The sequence below is a fragment of the Candidatus Obscuribacterales bacterium genome, assembly GCA_036703605.1.
In the GTDB taxonomy this organism is placed as follows: Bacteria; Cyanobacteriota; Cyanobacteriia; order RECH01; family RECH01; genus RECH01.
Window position 1 is genome coordinate 12,553 of sequence record DATNRH010000405.1, and the last position, 18,471, is coordinate 31,023.

The 18,471-nt window shown below is 54.1% G+C and carries 16 protein-coding genes and 1 tRNA gene; 7 read left to right on the plus strand and 10 right to left on the minus strand.

Features of this window, described 5'->3' with window-relative positions:
• Positions 1–49: 49 nt before the first annotated feature.
• Positions 50–580, minus strand: coding sequence for an LptA/OstA family protein (locus V6D20_08335; GenBank protein HEY9815789.1), 531 nt, complete (start codon positions 578–580; stop codon positions 50–52).
• 290 nt (positions 581–870) lie between these two features.
• Between V6D20_08335 and V6D20_08340 the strand changes: the two genes are divergently transcribed.
• The 4 genes from V6D20_08340 (at position 871) to V6D20_08355 (ending at position 7,424) form a co-directional block, all read left to right on the plus strand.
• Positions 871–2,208: an adenylate/guanylate cyclase domain-containing protein gene (locus tag V6D20_08340; GenBank protein ID HEY9815790.1), complete on the plus strand. Its 1,338-nt coding sequence runs from the start codon at positions 871–873 to the stop codon at positions 2,206–2,208.
• Between the two features lie 311 nt (positions 2,209–2,519).
• Positions 2,520–3,524 (plus strand): fatty acid desaturase, encoded by a 1,005-nt coding sequence (locus tag V6D20_08345; protein ID HEY9815791.1) that lies wholly within the window; start codon positions 2,520–2,522, stop codon positions 3,522–3,524.
• A gap of 239 nt (positions 3,525–3,763) precedes the next feature.
• Positions 3,764–6,763 carry an L-glutamate gamma-semialdehyde dehydrogenase gene (pruA, locus tag V6D20_08350; GenBank protein ID HEY9815792.1) on the plus strand — a complete coding sequence of 1,000 codons (3,000 nt, stop codon included), beginning with the start codon at positions 3,764–3,766 and terminating at the stop codon, positions 6,761–6,763.
• A 445-nt stretch (positions 6,764–7,208) separates the two neighbouring features.
• Entirely contained in the window at positions 7,209–7,424 is a 216-nt protein-coding gene (locus V6D20_08355) for a hypothetical protein (GenBank protein HEY9815793.1), read from the plus strand.
• Between the two features lie 230 nt (positions 7,425–7,654).
• Here V6D20_08355 and V6D20_08360 read toward each other — a convergent pair whose 3' ends face one another.
• The 9 genes from V6D20_08360 to V6D20_08400 all read right to left on the minus strand — a co-directional run bounded on the left by V6D20_08360 (position 7,655) and on the right by V6D20_08400 (position 15,027).
• On the minus strand, positions 7,655–7,978 hold the full coding sequence (locus V6D20_08360; protein HEY9815794.1) for a DUF3148 domain-containing protein: 324 nt from the start codon (positions 7,976–7,978) through the stop codon (positions 7,655–7,657).
• A gap of 182 nt (positions 7,979–8,160) precedes the next feature.
• Complete coding sequence (gene mutY, locus V6D20_08365) at positions 8,161–9,336, minus strand: A/G-specific adenine glycosylase (GenBank protein HEY9815795.1); 1,176 nt, start codon at positions 9,334–9,336, stop codon at positions 8,161–8,163.
• 86 nt (positions 9,337–9,422) lie between these two features.
• Entirely contained in the window at positions 9,423–9,761 is a 339-nt protein-coding gene (locus V6D20_08370) for a DUF760 domain-containing protein (protein HEY9815796.1), read from the minus strand.
• Positions 9,762–9,888: 127 nt separating this feature from the next.
• A complete protein-coding gene (locus tag V6D20_08375) occupies positions 9,889–10,287 on the minus strand; it encodes a RidA family protein (protein HEY9815797.1) in 399 nt (132 codons plus the stop codon).
• A 45-nt stretch (positions 10,288–10,332) separates the two neighbouring features.
• Positions 10,333–10,761 (minus strand): NUDIX hydrolase, encoded by a 429-nt coding sequence (locus V6D20_08380; protein HEY9815798.1) that lies wholly within the window; start codon positions 10,759–10,761, stop codon positions 10,333–10,335.
• Between the two features lie 217 nt (positions 10,762–10,978).
• A complete protein-coding gene (locus V6D20_08385; GenBank protein ID HEY9815799.1) occupies positions 10,979–11,359 on the minus strand; it encodes a response regulator in 381 nt (126 codons plus the stop codon).
• 562 nt (positions 11,360–11,921) lie between these two features.
• Positions 11,922–13,199 (minus strand): serine--tRNA ligase, encoded by a 1,278-nt coding sequence (serS, locus tag V6D20_08390; GenBank protein HEY9815800.1) that lies wholly within the window; start codon positions 13,197–13,199, stop codon positions 11,922–11,924.
• A 134-nt stretch (positions 13,200–13,333) separates the two neighbouring features.
• Positions 13,334–13,564: a hypothetical protein gene (locus V6D20_08395; GenBank protein HEY9815801.1), complete on the minus strand. Its 231-nt coding sequence runs from the start codon at positions 13,562–13,564 to the stop codon at positions 13,334–13,336.
• Between the two features lie 35 nt (positions 13,565–13,599).
• Complete coding sequence (locus V6D20_08400; protein HEY9815802.1) at positions 13,600–15,027, minus strand: DUF4912 domain-containing protein; 1,428 nt, start codon at positions 15,025–15,027, stop codon at positions 13,600–13,602.
• A gap of 557 nt (positions 15,028–15,584) precedes the next feature.
• Between V6D20_08400 and V6D20_08405 the strand changes: the two genes are divergently transcribed.
• From V6D20_08405 to V6D20_08415, 3 genes are all read left to right on the plus strand, one after another.
• Complete coding sequence (locus V6D20_08405) at positions 15,585–16,313, plus strand: DUF2993 domain-containing protein (protein HEY9815803.1); 729 nt, start codon at positions 15,585–15,587, stop codon at positions 16,311–16,313.
• 166 nt (positions 16,314–16,479) lie between these two features.
• Positions 16,480–18,012, plus strand: a complete 1,533-nt coding sequence (locus V6D20_08410) for a histidine kinase dimerization/phospho-acceptor domain-containing protein (GenBank protein ID HEY9815804.1) — start codon at positions 16,480–16,482, stop codon at positions 18,010–18,012.
• Positions 18,013–18,100: 88 nt separating this feature from the next.
• Positions 18,101–18,189, plus strand: a tRNA-Ser gene (locus tag V6D20_08415).
• Positions 18,190–18,471 lie beyond the last annotated feature (282 nt).

The following is an 18,471-nucleotide window of genomic DNA, read 5'->3' on the forward strand; positions in this document are numbered from 1 at the left end:
CAGGTATGACGCTCATCCTAGCAGAGGACAACCCCTCGGGAGGATTTTGTTACTCAACGGGCTCCAGAATTTCTGTTTTTGGATCAAAATCTGACTGTTCTGGTGCAACGGCTCCGCTGCCTACGGGTTCTGGATTTTCATCGGGCACGATATAGATCGACTGTACCTGCTGACCGCGATCGGGCAGCGCCACAAACCGCCCTTCTTCAATTAGGTACGTGACGGTTTCCCCACGCAGGCTATTACCTTCTTGCAGCACATAAACATCGCCACTGAGCACAATCCGCTGTTCGCGGCTGTAGTAAAGCGCTTGGGCCGACGTGGCCTGGATTTGGCGGGCGGGGTAGTCAATTTGCACATTGCCCCGAGCGGTAATCACACCGGTGATGGAATTGGCTTCTTGAATGTCGGAGCGCAGAGTAAGAGCTTGACCGGGCGTCTGAGCGGTGGCGGAAGACCATTGGCTGAGGGGAGCGATCGCCCCGATGGTTAGAGCCGTGACCAAAAGGCTACTGGCTCGAAACCAACGTCGGAGACGAGCTGATCGAGGGGTGTTGAGAGGGGTGGAAGCAGACGCCATAGGAGTTTCAATCACACGTGAAGGCTAAGGGTTAAACATCCTCCGTTCCTAGGGCGAGAGCGGAGAGTTGACCATTGAGGTCTAGGCTGAGAGCATAAGATATATCTATATCAGGTTGCCCATGACCTGCTCTTGAATTATCTAGAGAATACCCTACATTGATGACTGACGACTATTACGGTGTTTAGGTGCCTTGATCCGGTAAGCGTCTATGACCAAGGTGTAAAAATCCATCTAGGACGAAGGTTTCGTGGCTGGTTCGCGACGTTTACGGAAGGTCATAACGCAACATGATCACTTCGAGCTGGCGGAGCTTGTTTAGGCGGCTGTTGTTTTGGGGAAAGCGATCGCTCCCGATTATATTTCCCCGAGACTCTCGCAGCTACCGTGCTCGACGACGGCAATTTATGCATCGTCGTCTCACGTTTAGTCTACAGCTTGCCATTGTGGCCTATGGGACGTTCATGGTCTATACCTTGCTCAAGGTTGGCAATGGGCTCGCGGAAACTGCGGATGGCTGGCTTTGGATGGCAGCCGGAAGTGTGCTGGGGCTAACGGTATGTTGGCTGCTGCTGAAAACTGCTTGGGGGCGGCAACATCCTGATGTTTTGTTTGTGGCCACAGCGTGGATTATCACCTTAGGTGAGCAACTGTGGGCAACGATCAATGGGTTTGCGCTACCAGCCATGTATTCTTGGACGCTGGTCTTTTTGGTGCTGGCGGCGATCATTCCAGTGCGCTGGCCGCTGCATGTGCTGACCCAGGCCGGTGTCTTGCTTTACTACTACGGTGTGAACGGTCTCCTAGGGCTGACGGTGCCGGAGGCGATCGCTCAAGATTCTCGCCAAATTCTCTACTTCTTTTGGTTTTTTGGCATTTGCAATATCTCGGTCTACCTGTATGAAAAGCTGCAGCGCTCTGAGTTTCAAGCCCTGAAGTCTCTGCGGCAGGAGCGCGATCGCTCCGAGCGGCTTTTGTTGAACATTTTGCCGGCCACCGTGGCCCGACAGTTGAAGCAAGAGCACCGCACCATTGCTGAAAGTTTTGCGGAGGCTTCTGTTCTCTTTGCAGACGTCGTCGGTTTTACGGAACTGTCTACGGGCATTCCTCCCCAAGACTTGGTGCAAATTCTCAACGAAATCTTTTCTGAATTCGATCGCTTAGCCGATAAACATGCCCTGGAGAAGATCAAGACGATTGGAGATTCTTACATGGTGGTCGGCGGTCTGCCGGTGGAAGATCCAGAGCATCTAGGGGCGATCGCTGAGATGGCGCTGGATATGCAGGCGGCGATCGCCCAGTTCTCTCTCAAAGACGATAAGCCACTACAAATCCGCATTGGCATTAACGTCGGCCCCGTCGTGGCGGGGGTGATTGGCATGAAAAAGTTTATCTACGACCTCTGGGGCGATACAGTCAATGTGGCTAGCCGGATGGAATCCCAAGGGATTGCCGGTGGTATTCAGGTTACAGAGGCGGTATATCAACGATTGAGCGATCGCTACGACTTTCAGTCTAGGGGCAGTGTTCAGATCAAAGGCAAAGGAGCAATGACCACCTATCTGCTGCTCGGTCCCGTCGTTGGTGATGCTCTATCTATTTCCTTTGATGTCACAAAGACGGATTGATCACAGGTGCTCGGGAGAACTACGGACAAGCTCGCTGCTGTTTCTAGAAAGTTCACCGGTTAATCCTCGCCATTGCGACGATGATGACTAAAATCCAGCCTTTCCTAGCTCGTTTCATTAAATGAGCTAATTTCACAAAACTTTATTCTTCTTCGCCCTTATCTTATACTACGCAAGGAACACTAACCCGGATTGACCAACTTGCTCACGTCCGGAGCCCGTTTTCCTGGCTGAACGATCTGAGAGGGCGATCGCTCCCCCGAGGGTTTTGCCTCAGCCCTGTGCACCACCAGTTGAAGGAGAAAGAAGCGATGTCGGAGGCCGTTAAGCCGCTGACAGTACCGAAAGAGTTTTTGGGGCCACCCCGTGATGTGAACCCTACTCTGATTATGTTTTTGGTTGCGGTTGCCACCGCTGCCCTGTCAACCCTAGGCTATTTCCGCTGGGGGTTGCCCGGCTGGATCTGCTTCCTGGCCAATACCCTAGCGTTGCATTTGGTGGGTACCGTCATCCATGATGCGTCCCACAATGTGGCCCATGAAAATCGCATTATGAACTCAGCCTTGGGTCACGGCAGCGCGCTGATGCTGGGGTTTTCGTTCCCCGTCTTCACCCGCGTCCACATGCAGCACCATGCCAATGTGAATGATCCGGAAAATGATCCTGATCATTTTGTGTCCACGGGCGGGCCGCTGTGGTTAATTGCCGCCAGGTTTTTCTACCACGAGATTTTCTTTTTTAAGCGTCGCCTGTGGCGAAAGTTTGAGCTACTGGAATGGTTTTTAGGACGCCTAGCCGTTGCTAGTGTGGTCTACCTGGCGGTTCAGTATGACTTTCTGGGGTATTTGTTTAACTATTGGTTTTCGCCGGCGCTGGTGGTGGGCTTAGCGTTGGGGTTGTTTTTTGATTATTTGCCCCATCGTCCGTTCAAAGAACGCGATCGCTGGAAGAATGCTCGGGTGTATCCTAGCCCGGTTTTGAACCTGTTGATTATGGGGCAAAACTATCATCTGATTCACCATCTTTGGCCATCCATTCCTTGGTACAAATACCAACCTGCCTACCGGGCTACACGACCGCTGCTGGACGCGAAAGGCTGTGAGCAGTCCCTAGGTTTATTGAACGGCAAAAACTTTTGGAGCTTTTTGTACGACATTTTCCTAGGCATTCGGTTTCACCACAAGCCTGCTGCTGCCGCTACCCTAGAGATCTCAACGGAAGAGCTGCTTGGGGTTGAGTCTGAGGTGGTTGAGTCAGGGGCTGAGCCGGCTATGGCGGGCTTAGAGGCTGAGGCTGGCCGCTCGGACAGCCGCTAAGGTTTCCTGCCGGGGTCAAGAAACCTTGGGTTGGTCAGGGTCAAAAAACTGGACAATAGAACTAGGGCAGGAGCATCTCACTCCTGCCTTTTGTTTTCGGTTTGGCGGATGGGCCAAGCCGAATCTGTGACCCAAGCTGTTGAGGCTGGACACGATCAAGCGCTGACGTTGCCTGAGTCGGAGTTCAGGCGAGGTTTGGGTCGGCTCATGAATTGTTCGCCCTCACCAAGGAGTATTCTGTGGTTTTACACGTTTCAGATCCAAGCCTTCACCCAGGGGGACCTAACCCCTACGAGAGTCAAACCCTAGCGATCGCCCGTGATCTTCTATCGGCAACTCGGGAGAAGCGATCGCTCTTTGCCCAAATGCGTGACCAAATGCGCTGGGACGATAAGCTGCTGGCCTGGACGATGGGCAACCCTGGGCTACGGGTGCAGTTGTTTCGATTCATCGACTGCCTACCGGCCCTGCGCAGCAATACCGAGGTGGCCCGGCACCTGCAGGAATATTTGAGCCAGGAAAGCGTTGAATTGCCCAGCGCGCTGAAAGGCCTACTCAACTTTGCTGATGCTAGCTCCCTGCCAGGGCAAGCCGCCGCCACAACGGTGAAGACGGCGGTGGAAACCTTGGCGCGTAAATATATCGCAGGGGAAACCGTTCAGCAAGCCCTCAAATCTATCGAGCAGCTTCGTAAGCAGCGCATGGCATTTACCGTGGATTTGCTAGGGGAAGCGGTGATTACCGAAACCGAGGCCCAGCAATACCTCGATCGCTATCTGGAGTTAATGCAGGCCTTAACTACAGCGGCCCAGCGCTGGTCGGCAATCCCTCAGATTGATCAGGCGGATGGGGAAGCCCTGCCTCGGGTGCAGGTATCGGTGAAGCTGACGGCCTTTTATTCCCAGTTTGATCCCCTGGATGCCATTGGCAGTCAGGCTAAAGTGAGCGATCGCATTCGCACACTGCTGCGCCGGGCTAAGGAGCTGGGGGCCGCCGTGCATTTCGACATGGAGCAGTATACCTACAAGGATCTGACTCTGGCGATTTTGAAACAGATTTTACTGGAAGATGAATTCCGCGATCGCTCTGATATTGGCGTTACCCTCCAGGCCTATCTCAGGGATAGTTTGACGGATCTCCAGGGGCTGATCGCCTGGGCTAAGGAACGGGGCTGTCCCGTAACGGTGCGGTTGGTCAAAGGTGCCTACTGGGATCAGGAAACCATCAAAGCGGTGCAGCACGACTGGGCTCATCCCGTGTATAGCCTCAAGTCTTCCACCGATGCCAATTTTGAAGCCATGACCCGGCTGCTGCTGGAGCATCATGACTATCTCTACGCCGCCATCGGTAGCCACAACGTGCGTTCCCAGGCCCACGCGATCGCCATTGCCCAGTCCCTGAAAATCCCTGCCCGTCGGTTTGAGCTGCAGGTGCTCTACGGCATGGCGGATAAGCTGGCGGATGCTTTGGTGGGGCAGGGCTACCGCGTGCGGGTCTACTGTCCCTACGGCGACCTGATTCCCGGCATGGCTTACTTGATTCGTCGCCTGCTGGAAAATACGGCCAATAGTTCCTTTCTACGGCAAAACCTGGAAGAACGGCCCGTGGATGACCTTCTAGCTCCACCGGCGATGGAAACCCAATCCCATCTACCGGCAACGCTCAAGCCAGCTTTCCCCAACGTGGCGGATACAGACTATGCGGATGCGGCAGAACGCGATCGCGCCCAGACTGCCCTTTCCAACCTACGCAGCCAGTTGGGGCAATCCTACTTACCGCTGATTGATGGCCAGTATCGCAACACGGCGGAGACCATCGACTCGGTGAATCCCTCCAATCCCTCGGAGGTGATTGGCACCATTGGGTTAATCAGCATCGACCAGGCGGAGCAGGCCATCCAAGCCGCTAAGGCCGCCTTCCCTGCCTGGCGCGCAACCCCAGCTTTGGAACGGGCCGCCATTCTGCGCCGAGCCGCGGACTTGATGGAAGCACAACGGGCGGATCTATCGGCGCTCATGGTGCTGGAAGGCGGTAAGGCGCTGCATCAAGCGGATCCGGAGGTCTCGGAAGCCATTGATTTCTGCCGCTACTATGCCGATGAGATGGAGCGCTTGGATCAAGGCTATGCCTACGATCTGCCTGGGGAAACCAATCGCTATATCTACCAACCGCGCGGCATTTCGGTGATTATCTCCCCTTGGAACTTCCCCCTAGCCATTCCCACCGGCATGACCGTGGCGTCCTTAGTGGCAGGTAACTGTACGCTGCTCAAACCGGCGAATAGTACGGGGGCGATCGCTGCCAAGCTCACGGACATTCTCGTCGATGCTGGCATTCCCAAGGGTGTCTTCCAATATGTGCCGGGGCGGGGTTCCACCGTGGGCTCTCACTTGGTACAGCATCCTGATGTCCATATGATTACCTTCACTGGTTCCCAGGAGGTGGGTTGCCAGATCTATGCCGAGGCAGCGGTGTTGCGTCGTGGGCAAAAACACCTGAAGCGGGTGGTGGCGGAAATGGGCGGCAAGAATGCCATCATCGTGGACGAAAGCGCCGATTTGGATCAAGCGGTGCAGGGGGTGGTTTACTCCGCCTTTGGCTACAGCGGTCAGAAATGCTCCGCCTGTTCGCGGGTGATTGTCATGGCGTCGATCTACGATACCTTTGTGGCGCGCTTGGTGGAAGCTACGCGATCGCTCAACGTGGGGCCGGCAGATCAACCTAGTACCCAAGTGGGCCCCGTGATTGATGCCGCTGCCCAGAGCCGGATTCGAGAGGCGATCGCCCAAGGCAAGACTGAGGCCACCGTTGCCCTAGAAATGGATGCTCCTGATACTGGCTACTTTGTTGGCCCAGTGATCTTCACCGATGTACCGCCGACGGGACGTCTGGCACAGGAGGAAATCTTTGGGCCGGTGCTGGCGGTGATGAAAGCAGAGACCTTTGGAGAGGCGATCGCCCTGGCCAACGGCACGGCCTATGCGCTCACCGGCGGTCTTTATTCCCGCACTCCCTCCCACATTGCCCAGGCAGAGGCCGGTTTTGAGGTCGGTAATTTATACATCAACCGCAGCATTACGGGGGCGATCGTTTCCCGGCAACCCTTCGGAGGTTTCAAACTCTCAGGGGTGGGCTCGAAGGCCGGCGGCCCCGATTACCTGATGCAATTTTTAGAACCACGGGTCATTACGGAAAACGTTCAGCGGCAAGGTTTTGCACCGATTGAGGGGGTGGAATAGACCTAGATGCGATCGTTTGATTTGTTGCATCTATCCGAAATGAGGCTGCTGCTGTTGTAGCTGTTCAACGGAAACTGGAAAACCGAGCTGGGGTTGAGCATTTAGAACATCCGAGGTTCAATGGATTCTAAGGCTCAGCCCCATTTTATTCAACATTACATATCCTGCCCAGCACCTGAACGATAAGGCGCGCGTTGACGGCTATCCCAATCGAGTGCATCCCAGTTTTGCAAGTTGACCCACTCTTTGGGAAGCGCAAGCTCTACATCTCCCAACCCCTTCTCTCTTTTTTGGGGAAAAGGGGAGAAGGATTCAAAGTCCCTCTCCCGGAACGGGAGAGGGATTTAGGGTGTAGCTTGCTTCCCGAAGGGTGGGCTCCAACAGTGGGATGTACCCATCCCAATCCAGGTAGGATGTTGACTGCTCTTTACCTCTAGGTTTAACCATGGATCTGGTCATCTTAATTGCAGCCATTCTTGTCACGATCGCCGTCTTCACATGGCTGCTGCGCGTCTTCAAAGCTACGCTGAATACAGCGATCATGATTGCCATTGTGGTGCTGCTGGTACAGCTTTTGTTTGGCATTGGCCCTAGTGAACTGCTCAACTACACGCAACAGCTTTGGCAGGTGGTTTGGCAATCAATTACGGGGGCTGGTTAGAGCCTCTGATCTGCTGGACTGCATGGACAAGCCTAGGTGCTCAGACAAGGGCAAGGCGATCGCCCCACCGAGATGTAGATGGACTCCATGACATGCAGTTTGCCGGGTTTTGGCTTCGCTCAACCCTCTTCTTGTCAGGATTGGAGCCTTTTGACGTCGCTCAATGCTTGCTAATCGTTGCGTCTCCCCACTTACTGCTCTACAGCAAGTGTCCCTAGGATTAGCCAGCCTTAGTCTTCCGATTCGGCCTCATCTGTTTCGCTCTCCGATACAAGAGCAGTTTCATCGTCTGCCACATCGGTCTCCTCGGCAGGCTCGTCAACCGCTAGCTCTAAGTTGCGGCCTTCCATCAAAAAAATGCCCTTCGAGAACCGCACGCCCCAATAGCCACCCGGCCGGCGATCGACTATGGTGCCTTCTTCCCCAATGGTCACGACATTGGGTGGGCGCAGCATGGGCATCGGGTCAGCGGTTTTGACGTAGGGCAGCGCGTTCATCAAACGCACCTGGTCACCGGCTTGAAAATCGTGCTCTAAGTCCTGGTTTTCAGACATGGGTTCCTGAATCGATTAACTAGTGAGAATGCCCCCTTCAACGTGGGAGTGGGCAGGGTCATGGATCAACGGGCTGTGGGTTATGGCGCTGTGGTCAGGTTGGTTGAGATTTGTCCTAGATGAACGTTCAACTGTTGGAACGTTTCCAAGGTCTCTTGATGTCCTAACCCATGGGCCTCCTGTTACGAACGGGCAGGGATCGCCGTTGCTAAGATGGCCTCAATGATCTGCACATTGGCCTTGGGGAACGGGTATTGCTCTAGTTCATCAGGTTGAACCCAGCGGATCTCATCACATTCTAAGGGTTGGGGGTCACCGTTGAGATGGGAACAATGATGGACATTGAGGGTGACGCGGAAATGGCTATAGGCATGGTCAATCACAATCAGGCGATCGCCCACGGCTATGTCAATGGCTAACTCTTCCTGGATCTCTCGCTGGATGCAGGCTTCCACCGTTTCTCCCGGCTCAATTTTGCCCCCTGGAAATTCCCACATGCCGCCCAGCAATCCCTCTGGACGGCGGCGATCGATTAAAATCTGACCCTGCTCATTCCAAATAACGGCGACGCCAATCTGCTTATGGGGTATCGGATTACGCGGTTCAGACATGGGTAGTTGGGTTTGTAGATTGCGGGCATGGGCTTGGCAAACGGGCTGCCACGGACAGCGATCGCACTGGGGTTGTTTCGGCGTGCAGATCGTAGCACCCAGATCCATCAGCGCCTGGTTAAAGTCGCGAGGATGTTGGGTATCTAACACTTCTGATGATACCTGCCAAAGCTGTTTCAGCCTACGGTTTGGCGGGGCTTGGAGAGCACAAAGCCGCGCCAGAACTCGCTTGACGTTGCCGTCAAGAATCGGGTAGGGCAAATTGAACGCGGCGCTGAGAATACCGCCCGCTGTGGTTTGACCAATGCCGGTCAAGGCCAGCACGGCATCGAAGCTAGAGGGAAACTGCCCTTGGTGGCGCTCTAAAAGTTGTTGGGCTGCTTGGTGCAGCCGCCGGGCCCGCGCATAGTAGCCTAGCCCCTGCCAGACTTTCAACACCTGCTGCTGGTCGGCTTGGGCCAGAGCAGCAACGGAGGGAAACTGCTCTAGCCAGCGGTGATAGTAGGGAATAACGGTTTTAACTTGGGTTTGTTGAAGCATGACCTCGGAGATCCAGATGGCATAGGGATCTCGGGTCTCACGCCAAGGGAGCGATCGCCCTTGGTGGGCATACCAATCTAAAAGCGATCGCCGCAGGAATCGAACATCCAAGGTTGGGATGGAGCAGGCACTATCCTCTAGGGACGGTATCATGCTGGGGATATCGCCTAGGGAAGCAGAATCGGCACAACGAAATGGGGGCACCACGGGGGATAGCTATCAACGTACCGGATCATTATTTCACAGGTTGATCAACGGTCGCAGGCAGCGATCGCCCCTAAATCTGCCTGGTTCTAGAGATCGGTGGATGAGGTAGCGTCGGCCTGCAGCGATCGCTCAAAGGTCATCCGCTGTTCTGCACCGCGCAGGAAATAGCCATTCATCATCGCAGATGCGAGGAGCCGGCCTAAATTTTCACGGCTGGTGGTAATGGATACATCAAACTGATCGGAAGGCAGCCCGCCGAGCATACCGACAATGTGATGCTCCATCATTTGGAACACTTCAGCAGAATTGGGTTTTGAGAGCTGAGCGACTGTTTCAGGACTCATGGACTGCATGTACTGCCACAGGGAGTTGCCCCGATCAATACCTGCAAACACACTGGCCTTTCTGTCAGATGGGTTATTCACGTCGAAAACCTCACTAACCTTGTTATTGTTCTTACCATGCTCACAATCTATCAACCCGACCCCATGGATGGGTAGTGAGTGGAACCGAACGGAAGGTAGGGAATTGCCCCCTCTCACCCAAGGTGTTCTATGGGCTAGGCACTACCGCGATGCAGTCAATTTCAACCTTGACGTCTTTAGGCAGACGAGACACTTCTACGCAGGCACGGGCTGGGGCTGTGTCAGCATCAAAAAATTTGCTATAGACCGCATTCACAGCGGCGAAGTCATTCATATCACTTAAAAAAACTGTGGTTTTTACCACATCAGCACAGGAGGCTCCGGCTGCAGTCAAAATGGCGGTGAGATTGGCCATCACCTGCTGGGTTTGCTGGGCGACGTCGTCACCTCCCACCAGGGCTCCGCTTTGGGGATCGAGGGGAATTTGTCCGGCCACAAACAGCAGAGTGCCGCTGGCAGCGATCGCTTGACTATAGGGCCCCACCGGTGCGGGAGCTTGATTGGTTTGAATAACAGTGCGGGTCATGGGCGTCAAATCGTATAAATAACCCGATCGCTTTTCCTGAAACACTTACAGACGCGGGCGTTGCCCATGAAATCGATAGCGCCAATAATCTTCCAGGATGCGATCGTGATCAAAGCATAGACGATCGGGCACCTGCCACGGCTCAAAAACCTGCACCGTTTTGGCGTCATCGCCGGAAACTGGATCTGCCGCAGCGATCGCCAAGAAGACAATACTCAGGGTATGTTGCCGGGGATCGCGATCGGGGTCGGAGTAGACATGGAACTGATCGATCAGCTCAATATCGAGACCAATTTCTTCCTTCGCCTCCCGTCGTGCCGCCGTTTCCACCGATTCGCCATAGTCCACAAAGCCACCGGGAATGGCCCACCCATAGGGCGGATTCAGCCGCTCGATCAACACAATGGGACGATGTGGGCGGTGGGTGAGTTCAACAATGATGTCTACGGTTGGGGCAGGGTTCCGATAGGTCACGGGGGCGATCGTTGACGATGGGACAGGGTGGAGCGGGACGGAGAGAGAGGTCAGGAACTAGGCGCTAGATAACGAGACCTTGATTTGTAGAATGCATGAGCATAACGCATCAAAGCCTTGCAAAACGCTGCGTTACGGCTCCGCCTAACGGCACCCTACCACAAGGGGGTGAGGGTCTTCGAGGTTTGTCCGTCAACCAGCATCAACCGACTGGTTTTTAGCTAGCTTGACTGCGCAACAACTGTTTCACGGTTTGCAGCAGTTCCGGCGGATGAAACGGCTTGGTAATGTAAGCATCGGCACCTTGACGCATACCCCAGTAGCGATCGAAATCTTCGCTTTTGGTGGTGCAAACTAGGACAGGAATATTCTGAGCCTTGGGTTCATTCTTAATCCAGCGACACAGTTCATAGCCGTTCATCTGCGGCATAATCAAATCTGTAATCACTAAATCGGGATAGCTAGAGCTAGACTGAATCTTTTCCTTAGCCTCCACCCCATTGGTGGCTTCAATGACCTTAATCCCCTGCTCTTGAAGTAAATCTGAGAGCATCTGCCTCAAGGTTTGACTATCATCCACAATTAACACTGTAGTCATAACGTTTCAACTAACCCTGGATAGCTTGGATGAGGTGATAGCCGCTCACTATAATATGGCCAGACTCCACGTCTAGTTCGGCATTGGACTGGGCTATAGAGCAGCGATATCAATTGCTCAGAGCGCTTGATTTTGGGGCATCGGGTACAGACATTCTACACTATCCAGTTGGCTGGCTGTCGCCATACTGAGCATAAAAAGCACGATACATCTTGCACGTATATCGATCGCCCTGTGATAGATCATACGAACGCTGTTGAGTGGTCTAACGGAGGTTAGCCAGACACAGTTGCTAACGTCAATAGTCCTAGATGTTGACCTATGGCAACCCCCGATCGCTGCGCAAATGACAACCCTATCGACTTCATTCTAATCTTCAGATGCACCCTGAAGAAATCAGGACGGTTCAGGGGAGCTTGCTCTGGGTTCCGCCATCTAGCGTACGTGAAAACTAGGAGGCGGCGGGCGATCGCTCTCCATGTTACCCCAGATTCTGGGAAGCACCGGGATGACCCTGATGACCTAGACTAGAGCGATCGCCCTCGATATGACCTCGATGTTACTACAGCACCTCTCGCTTCAGATAGGGCTGCAAGGCATCCGGCACCCGCACCGTACCATCGGGCTGCTGGTAGTTTTCTAGAATGGCCGCCATGGTGCGTCCAATGGCCAGCCCGGAGCCATTGAGGGTGTGGACATACTGGGTGCCCTTTTTACCCGGTTCCTTAAAGCGAATGTTGGCGCGCCTTGCTTGGAAATCTAGGCAGTTGGAGCAGCTTGAAATTTCCCGATATTTGCCCGATGACGGCATCCACACTTCTAGGTCATAGGTTTTGGTGGCAGAAAAGCCCAGATCGCCGGTACAAAGTTCCAGCACGCGGTAGGGGAGCTGCAGGGCTTGCAGGATACCTTCGGCGCTGGCGGTCAGTAGTTCCAATTCTGCAAAGGAATGGTCAGGATGGACAAATTTGAACATCTCGACCTTGTGGAACTGGTGCAGGCGGATCAGCCCTCGGGTATCGCGCCCGTAGCTGCCGGCTTCGCGGCGGAAGCAGGGTGTGTAGGCACAGTAATAGAGAGGCAGGTCATCTAGGGACAGAATTTCATCGCGGTGGAAGCTGGTGAGGGGCACTTCGGCGGTGGGGGTTAGCCAAAGGTCGTCGCGATCGCACTTAAAGCTTTCATCTGCAAACTTGGGCAACTGACCCGACGCAGTGAGGGACTGGGTGTTGACCAAGAAGGGCGGAATGATTTCGGTAAAGCCAGCAGCGGTATGGCGATCGAGCATGAACTGGATCAGCGATCGCTCTAGGGCCGCGCCAGCACCAATGAGAGTGACGAATCGACTTTGGGCAATGCGGGTGGATCGCTCGAAGTTGAGAATACCTAGCTTTTCGCCGATCTCCCAGTGGGGGAGTTGATCGTTGGTGCTGGGCAGATACTCATCTCCCCAGCGACGTACCTCCACATTGTCATCTTCGCTTGTCCCCAAAGGAGTTGAGGCGCTGGGCAGATTAGGTAACGCCAGCAAAATAGACTCCAGCTCTGCCTTTAGCCCTTTTTCCGTGGGTTCTAGTTCAGCAATCTGGGCCTTGAGCTGATTACCGGCTTCTCGCAGGGCTAGGATTTCAGGGGCATCCGCTGCCACACCAGACCTCATAGCTTGCCCAACCTGTTTACCAATTTCATTGCTGCGGGCCTGCAGTTGCGATCGCTTCGTTTCGAGATCTCGCTGTTCTTGATCCAGTGCCACTAAGGGTTGGAGATCATAGGGCCCTCGGCGGCTCAAGCGGGCCTGCACGTCATCAAAGTTATCGCGTATCTGCTTTAGGTCAATCACAACCGTTCCTTATGTCTCTCACGTCCAAGCTTGGCAGGTTAACTCGTAACTAGAATGAGCCGCTGACCCAAAATGTTAGCGGTCACCTTCTCTATCAATACATCAGAATATACTCAGCTCTACCCACCAGCCAACTAGATAGCGTTGGCTCTGGTGAGGGTAGAACTGTTACAAAGGGAGCGATCGCTTTTGATGTCTGGGGTCTTAACATTTCTGGGCAACCATTTCTGGGCAACCATCTCTAGGTAAGGTGAGGGCGATCGCAGGGGCTGAGTTGCTGTTCGGCGTAGCTGTAACGCACTGCTTTGTGAAGCGAGGCAAAAGAAATCCCCGCCACCAAGGTAGCAGGGAATCTGTCGAATCATGAGTTAAGCAGAACGATGCTTCACATCGGTGAACCTTAGTTCAACCACTCCACCACTGCATCTTCCTTGGTGTTGGTGTTGCGCTCAGGGGTTTCGCGGGTGAATTTCATCTGAATAGAGCGAGTTTGTTCACCATCTGCTGCCACCGCCTTGATGGGATAGTCGATCAAGCCATCTTGGAACGACATTTGGAAACGGAAGGTGCCATCGGGGTTGAGCTTAATGGGACGACCACCGATGGTCACTGTGGCATCAGGTTCGGTTGCACCATACACAATCAGTTCAGCATCGGCAATCAGCCAGAACTGCCGGGGGCGAATCGGTGGTGCAGAAGCGGAGAAGCCCACACCCGACATGCCAATGCCGGACATGCCGCCAATCATGCCCACGCCGGACATACCGCCAATCATGCCTGCGCCGGACATACCGCCAATCATGCCCACGCCGGACATACCACCGACCATGCCCATACCCGACATGCCCGCGACACCAGCCATGCCCATGCCCGACATGCCCACGCCGGACATACCCGCTGCACCAGCCATGCCCACGCCCGACATGCCTGCTCCAGACATGGTCGGCGCTGCCCACATGCCCACACCGGATGGGAACACGTAGGAGCTGAGAGCTTCTTCTGGCACCTGTTGCATGGAGCCAAAGAGAGAACCTGCTACCCGCTGAGCTTCCACCGACTCCGCCATATCAAAGATTTGGTCGTAGATGGGGCTTTGGGCGGTGGCCATGCGACGGCTGGGGGGAACGAGATTCGCGTAGGTTTTGCCGCGTAGGTCTTCATCCCAGGTGATGCTGAGGAACTGGTCTTCGATCCAGTCGGAGGGATAGACGGGCGGAATATGGGCGGGTGTGGAGCGAGCCAGCACCAGCCACCGACCATCGGCGCAGATGTAGCCAATTTCTGCTACATAGTCGCGATCGCTCACGGGGATCGGCAGATACCATTCTCGTGCTAGTTCATCACATTCGTACTGCTGCAGGCTATGGGGGCGCTGGACGTTCATATCCAGGGCAGTGACGTCATAAAACCGTAGGGCAAGGCGGATGCCGCCTTGCCGCCGCAGCTCTTCTTTTTGATCATTAGGCACATCCCAGTAAGCGTAGGCCCACTGGGGATCACGGGGCATGAGCACGATACTGCTTTCGCCATAGCCGGATGGCAAATCCTCTAGTCCCTCATCAACTACGGCCAACGTCGCAACTGAACGATCTGTTTGACCAACATCGAATTTAGCGGCTTCCACTTCTTCCTGCGCCTCCAATGAGTGGGATGAATTTGACGTAACAACTGTGGGCCCAGCAACACCAGCCTGTTTCATCTTGTCGCGAATGGAACTGAGCAATTCGTCCTTCCTCATGCGACTGTATCGGGAGACACCATATCTGCTGGCAAGCTTACGAAGCTGTCGCAAGGTCATCTCTTCAAGAGGGGGAAAGTCCTGTGTCATGTGTGTTCTCCAGTAGTTCTGACAGCAATCGACAGACGTCTCGAATGCAGATGGTCTAAACCTTGTATTCCCCTGACACTGCAATGATTCGAGTTAGTCATTTTAATAAAACCGGGTGTGAGGGAGTCCGCTATCATGTATCGCTCATGTTCCAAAGACCTGAAACATCTATCACGGTCGTGATAGGCGACTGGGATCAGGGTGCGGGGATCAACTTGCTCTTATAGTGCAGAAAGTTAAGGATTTGGTCAAGAGGCTATCTGTCTTGATTTCGCTGGTCTTGACGAGATTTGTTGAGGTTTGGGGATCGATTTGTCATGAAAAATTGACAATTGCGATCGCCTTCGGGATCAGAGCGGGATCATGTTGGGATCGCTTAATGTATTGATTTCATGACAAATTGATCGCACCCATCTCAGCCTGTGTGATTGAGCACGGAGTCCAGCCGTATCTAGGTGATATAGGTAGATGCTCAACCTTGCTTGAAGATGTGTATGCTGAGCTTTTAGGCCGCTGTCTTGCCGTTCTCTGAGACATGTCATCCACCCACGATCGCTATGCCAACCTCTTTCGATCCCCCAGAGCCTACCACTGCCGCCTTTTCTGCTGCTAGACAAAGCCACATCATTACTCGCCTGCTAACGCCTGCCGTCCATGTCTGGTTGCGATCGCAGGTGGAATCGATTCAAACCCTGGAGATCGATATTCAGGGGGGCGATCGCCAAATCCTATCGGGGTACCTTCCCCAGGTAGCCGTTGGTGCGGAGGGGGCCGTCTATCAGGGGCTCTACCTCAGTCAACTGCAGCTTCAAGCTCAAAATATTCGCGTCAATCTTGGGCAAGTGGTGCGGGGAAAGCCGCTGCGATTGCTGGAGGTGATTCCGGTGGAGGTAGCTGTCTGTTTATCAGAAGCTGATCTGAATGCTTCCCTGCAAACACCGCTCCTGTCCAATGGCGTAGCCGATGTCCTCAGTCCACTGCTGCAGTCAGCAGATGCGGTGACGCCTCTGGCCATTGAGCATCTACAGGTATCCCTAGAGCGCGATCGCTTGGTATTGACGGTCACCCTTGCCGATCAAGCGACGCCTATGGTGATCGCTACGGGGTTATCCATGGTGAACGGGCATATTCTGCGGTTGACGGATTCTCAGTGGCGATCGCCCGTGGATCCCATTCCAGCTTGGATGAACTTCGATATTGACCTTGGGCAGGATGTCCATATCGACGATCTGCGGATTGAACCCGGTCAGCTCCTTTGTCAGGGTCGGCTGAACGTTATTCCCTAGACCATCTCTCGGTAAACCTAGGAGCGAATCAAGTTCCTGATCTGCTAGGGCGGTGATTGCGACCAATGCGTTCGGTTGCACAGCTAGTCGCCAACGCCATCACCCAGTATTGTCAAGGGAAAGGCAGTGGCGAAATGACATGATCGCGCGGGAACGGGTGAGGGGAATGCCGGTGAACACATGGTATGCACCAACATTAAGTGAAATTATTGCCCTAGGAGAGCAGGACATCCTCGGCTCGCTGATGCCGAATGCGGCTCCGCCACCCCTAGACAAAACTCCAGAGCAGCGTCAGGCAAGCATGGAACGGCAATGGTCAGGGGCGATCGCTGCTTTGAATGCCTGTTTTGCCGCCATGGTGCCCTCCTCCTCAGATTCGGGGCATTATGCCATTGGTGTGGTGCTCTCAGGGCCCGCACCCATTTTGCAGTCCGGGTTGGCTGACCACGTAGCTAGTTGGACGATGACCGCCGAGCTGAGCTTGGCAGATTGGCTTCCTTACCACCTCTTGCCTTCATCGGAGACGAATGCGCCTCGTTCCTTTTCGACCTCCTCCACCTTGCCGCTGCTCGTCCATGATCCCCTAGCTCAGGAGCAATTCTGCCTAGCGCTCACACCTCAGTTTGGGGTGGTGATGACCCTAGGACGCGACACAACTGGGGATCCAGTTTTTCTCGTGTCCTTTGTGCCCGATGTGGTGATGCAGGCTTGGCGATCGCTGCGCTCACGCCTCGTGCTCAGTGCGCCCCATGTTCTTTCCCAGCTCGATCATCTGGTGCAACAGTTTGCGCCACCCACCCCTGACTACCGAGTCGTCACCCAATTTCATCGGTTGATGCTGATGCATTTGCCCGAGCCGAGCCATCCTGAGGTACACAATATTGATGTAGCTCCCTCTTGCCCTGTGGATGGTTTTCAGCCGATGCATGCGCAGGAGCCAGCATTACACCCAACTCACTTAGATACCCACGGACGGGCCGATGTGGAATTGCTGAGGGCGATCGCCCACGAGGTGCGTACGCCCCTGTCCACCATTCGCACCCTGACGCGGCTGCTGCTGCGACGCAAAGAGGTGACGCCCGATATTGCTAAACGGTTGGCCATGATCGATCGGGAATGTACCCAACAAATCGATCGCTTCAACCTAATTTTCCGCGCTGTGGAGCTAGAGACAGAAGCCAGCAAACCCTGCGCCCACTCCCTGGCGTCCATTTCGCTGAAACAGGTTTTCCACGATGGCGTACCCCAATGGCAAGAGCGGGCCAGCCAGCGCAACCTCACCTTGGATGTGCGCCTACCCCAGACGTTACCGATGGTGGTGAGCGATCCGGTGATGCTCAACCAAATGCTCAGCGGCCTTATTGATCGGATCACCCAGACGTTACCCTCTGGTAGCCATATCCAAATGCAGGTCTCCCTCGCTGGCAGCCAACTCAAACTACAGTTGCGATCGCACCTAGACCATAAGAGCGATCGCCCTATTCCTGACCCGGTGTCCTATGGCTTCTTTGCGCCCACGTTGCAGTCCATTGGCGATTTGCTGATGTTTCAACCTGAGACGGGTAATCTTAGCCTGAATCTTGACGTCACCAAGAACTTGTTCCAGGCTCTGGGTGGAAAACTGATTGTGCGCCATCGTCCACACCATGGCGAAATTTTGACGATTTTTCTACCGCTTGAAACCCGATCTGAGGCATAATAGCTGAGGTGGATCAACCGGCTCAAGCTGCTTGAGAAAAGTGTTTGAGTGTGGGAAAAGATCTGCTACTATAAAAGACCAGCATATTGGAGAGATGGCTGAGTGGTCGAAAGCGGCAGATTGCTAATCTGTTGTACGGTTTAGGTCGTACCGAGGGTTCGAATCCCTCTCTCTCCGTTCTAATAAGCGTTTCAGCTCATCTACATAACTGAAATTTTCCTCAGGTTATCCCACCTTTTGACCGCTCATTAGGGGTGTTTTAAGGCATTTTGGGGGAAGATTGGGGGAATGAATTTTGATACGTGCCTAGCGAAAACTAGCCGACTATCTTCTTGAGTCGCGTTGGTGTGTTGTCTAGCCCTATCATGCTTCTCTTCAATCATGATCCTGACCATACACCACTACCCTAAATACTTCATCCTTCAATTTCGCGCTGGCCATGAAGATTTCCTGAAGCTG

Bases quoted from the DNA above. Each gene is read 5' to 3' on its own strand.
- V6D20_08335 (HEY9815789.1), bottom strand. From the start codon at position 580: ATGGCGTCTGCTTCCACCCCTCTCAACACCCCTCGATCAGCTCGTCTC.
- V6D20_08340 (HEY9815790.1), top strand. From the start codon at position 871: ATGATCACTTCGAGCTGGCGGAGCTTGTTTAGGCGGCTGTTGTTTTGG.
- V6D20_08345 (HEY9815791.1), top strand. From the start codon at position 2,520: ATGTCGGAGGCCGTTAAGCCGCTGACAGTACCGAAAGAGTTTTTGGGG.
- V6D20_08355 (HEY9815793.1), top strand. From the start codon at position 7,209: ATGGATCTGGTCATCTTAATTGCAGCCATTCTTGTCACGATCGCCGTC.
- V6D20_08360 (HEY9815794.1), bottom strand. From the start codon at position 7,978: ATGTCTGAAAACCAGGACTTAGAGCACGATTTTCAAGCCGGTGACCAG.
- V6D20_08375 (HEY9815797.1), bottom strand. From the start codon at position 10,287: ATGACCCGCACTGTTATTCAAACCAATCAAGCTCCCGCACCGGTGGGG.
- V6D20_08385 (HEY9815799.1), bottom strand. From the start codon at position 11,359: ATGACTACAGTGTTAATTGTGGATGATAGTCAAACCTTGAGGCAGATG.
- V6D20_08395 (HEY9815801.1), bottom strand. From the start codon at position 13,564: ATGATTCGACAGATTCCCTGCTACCTTGGTGGCGGGGATTTCTTTTGC.
- V6D20_08400 (HEY9815802.1), bottom strand. From the start codon at position 15,027: ATGACACAGGACTTTCCCCCTCTTGAAGAGATGACCTTGCGACAGCTT.
- V6D20_08405 (HEY9815803.1), top strand. From the start codon at position 15,585: ATGCCAACCTCTTTCGATCCCCCAGAGCCTACCACTGCCGCCTTTTCT.
- V6D20_08410 (HEY9815804.1), top strand. From the start codon at position 16,480: ATGCCGGTGAACACATGGTATGCACCAACATTAAGTGAAATTATTGCC.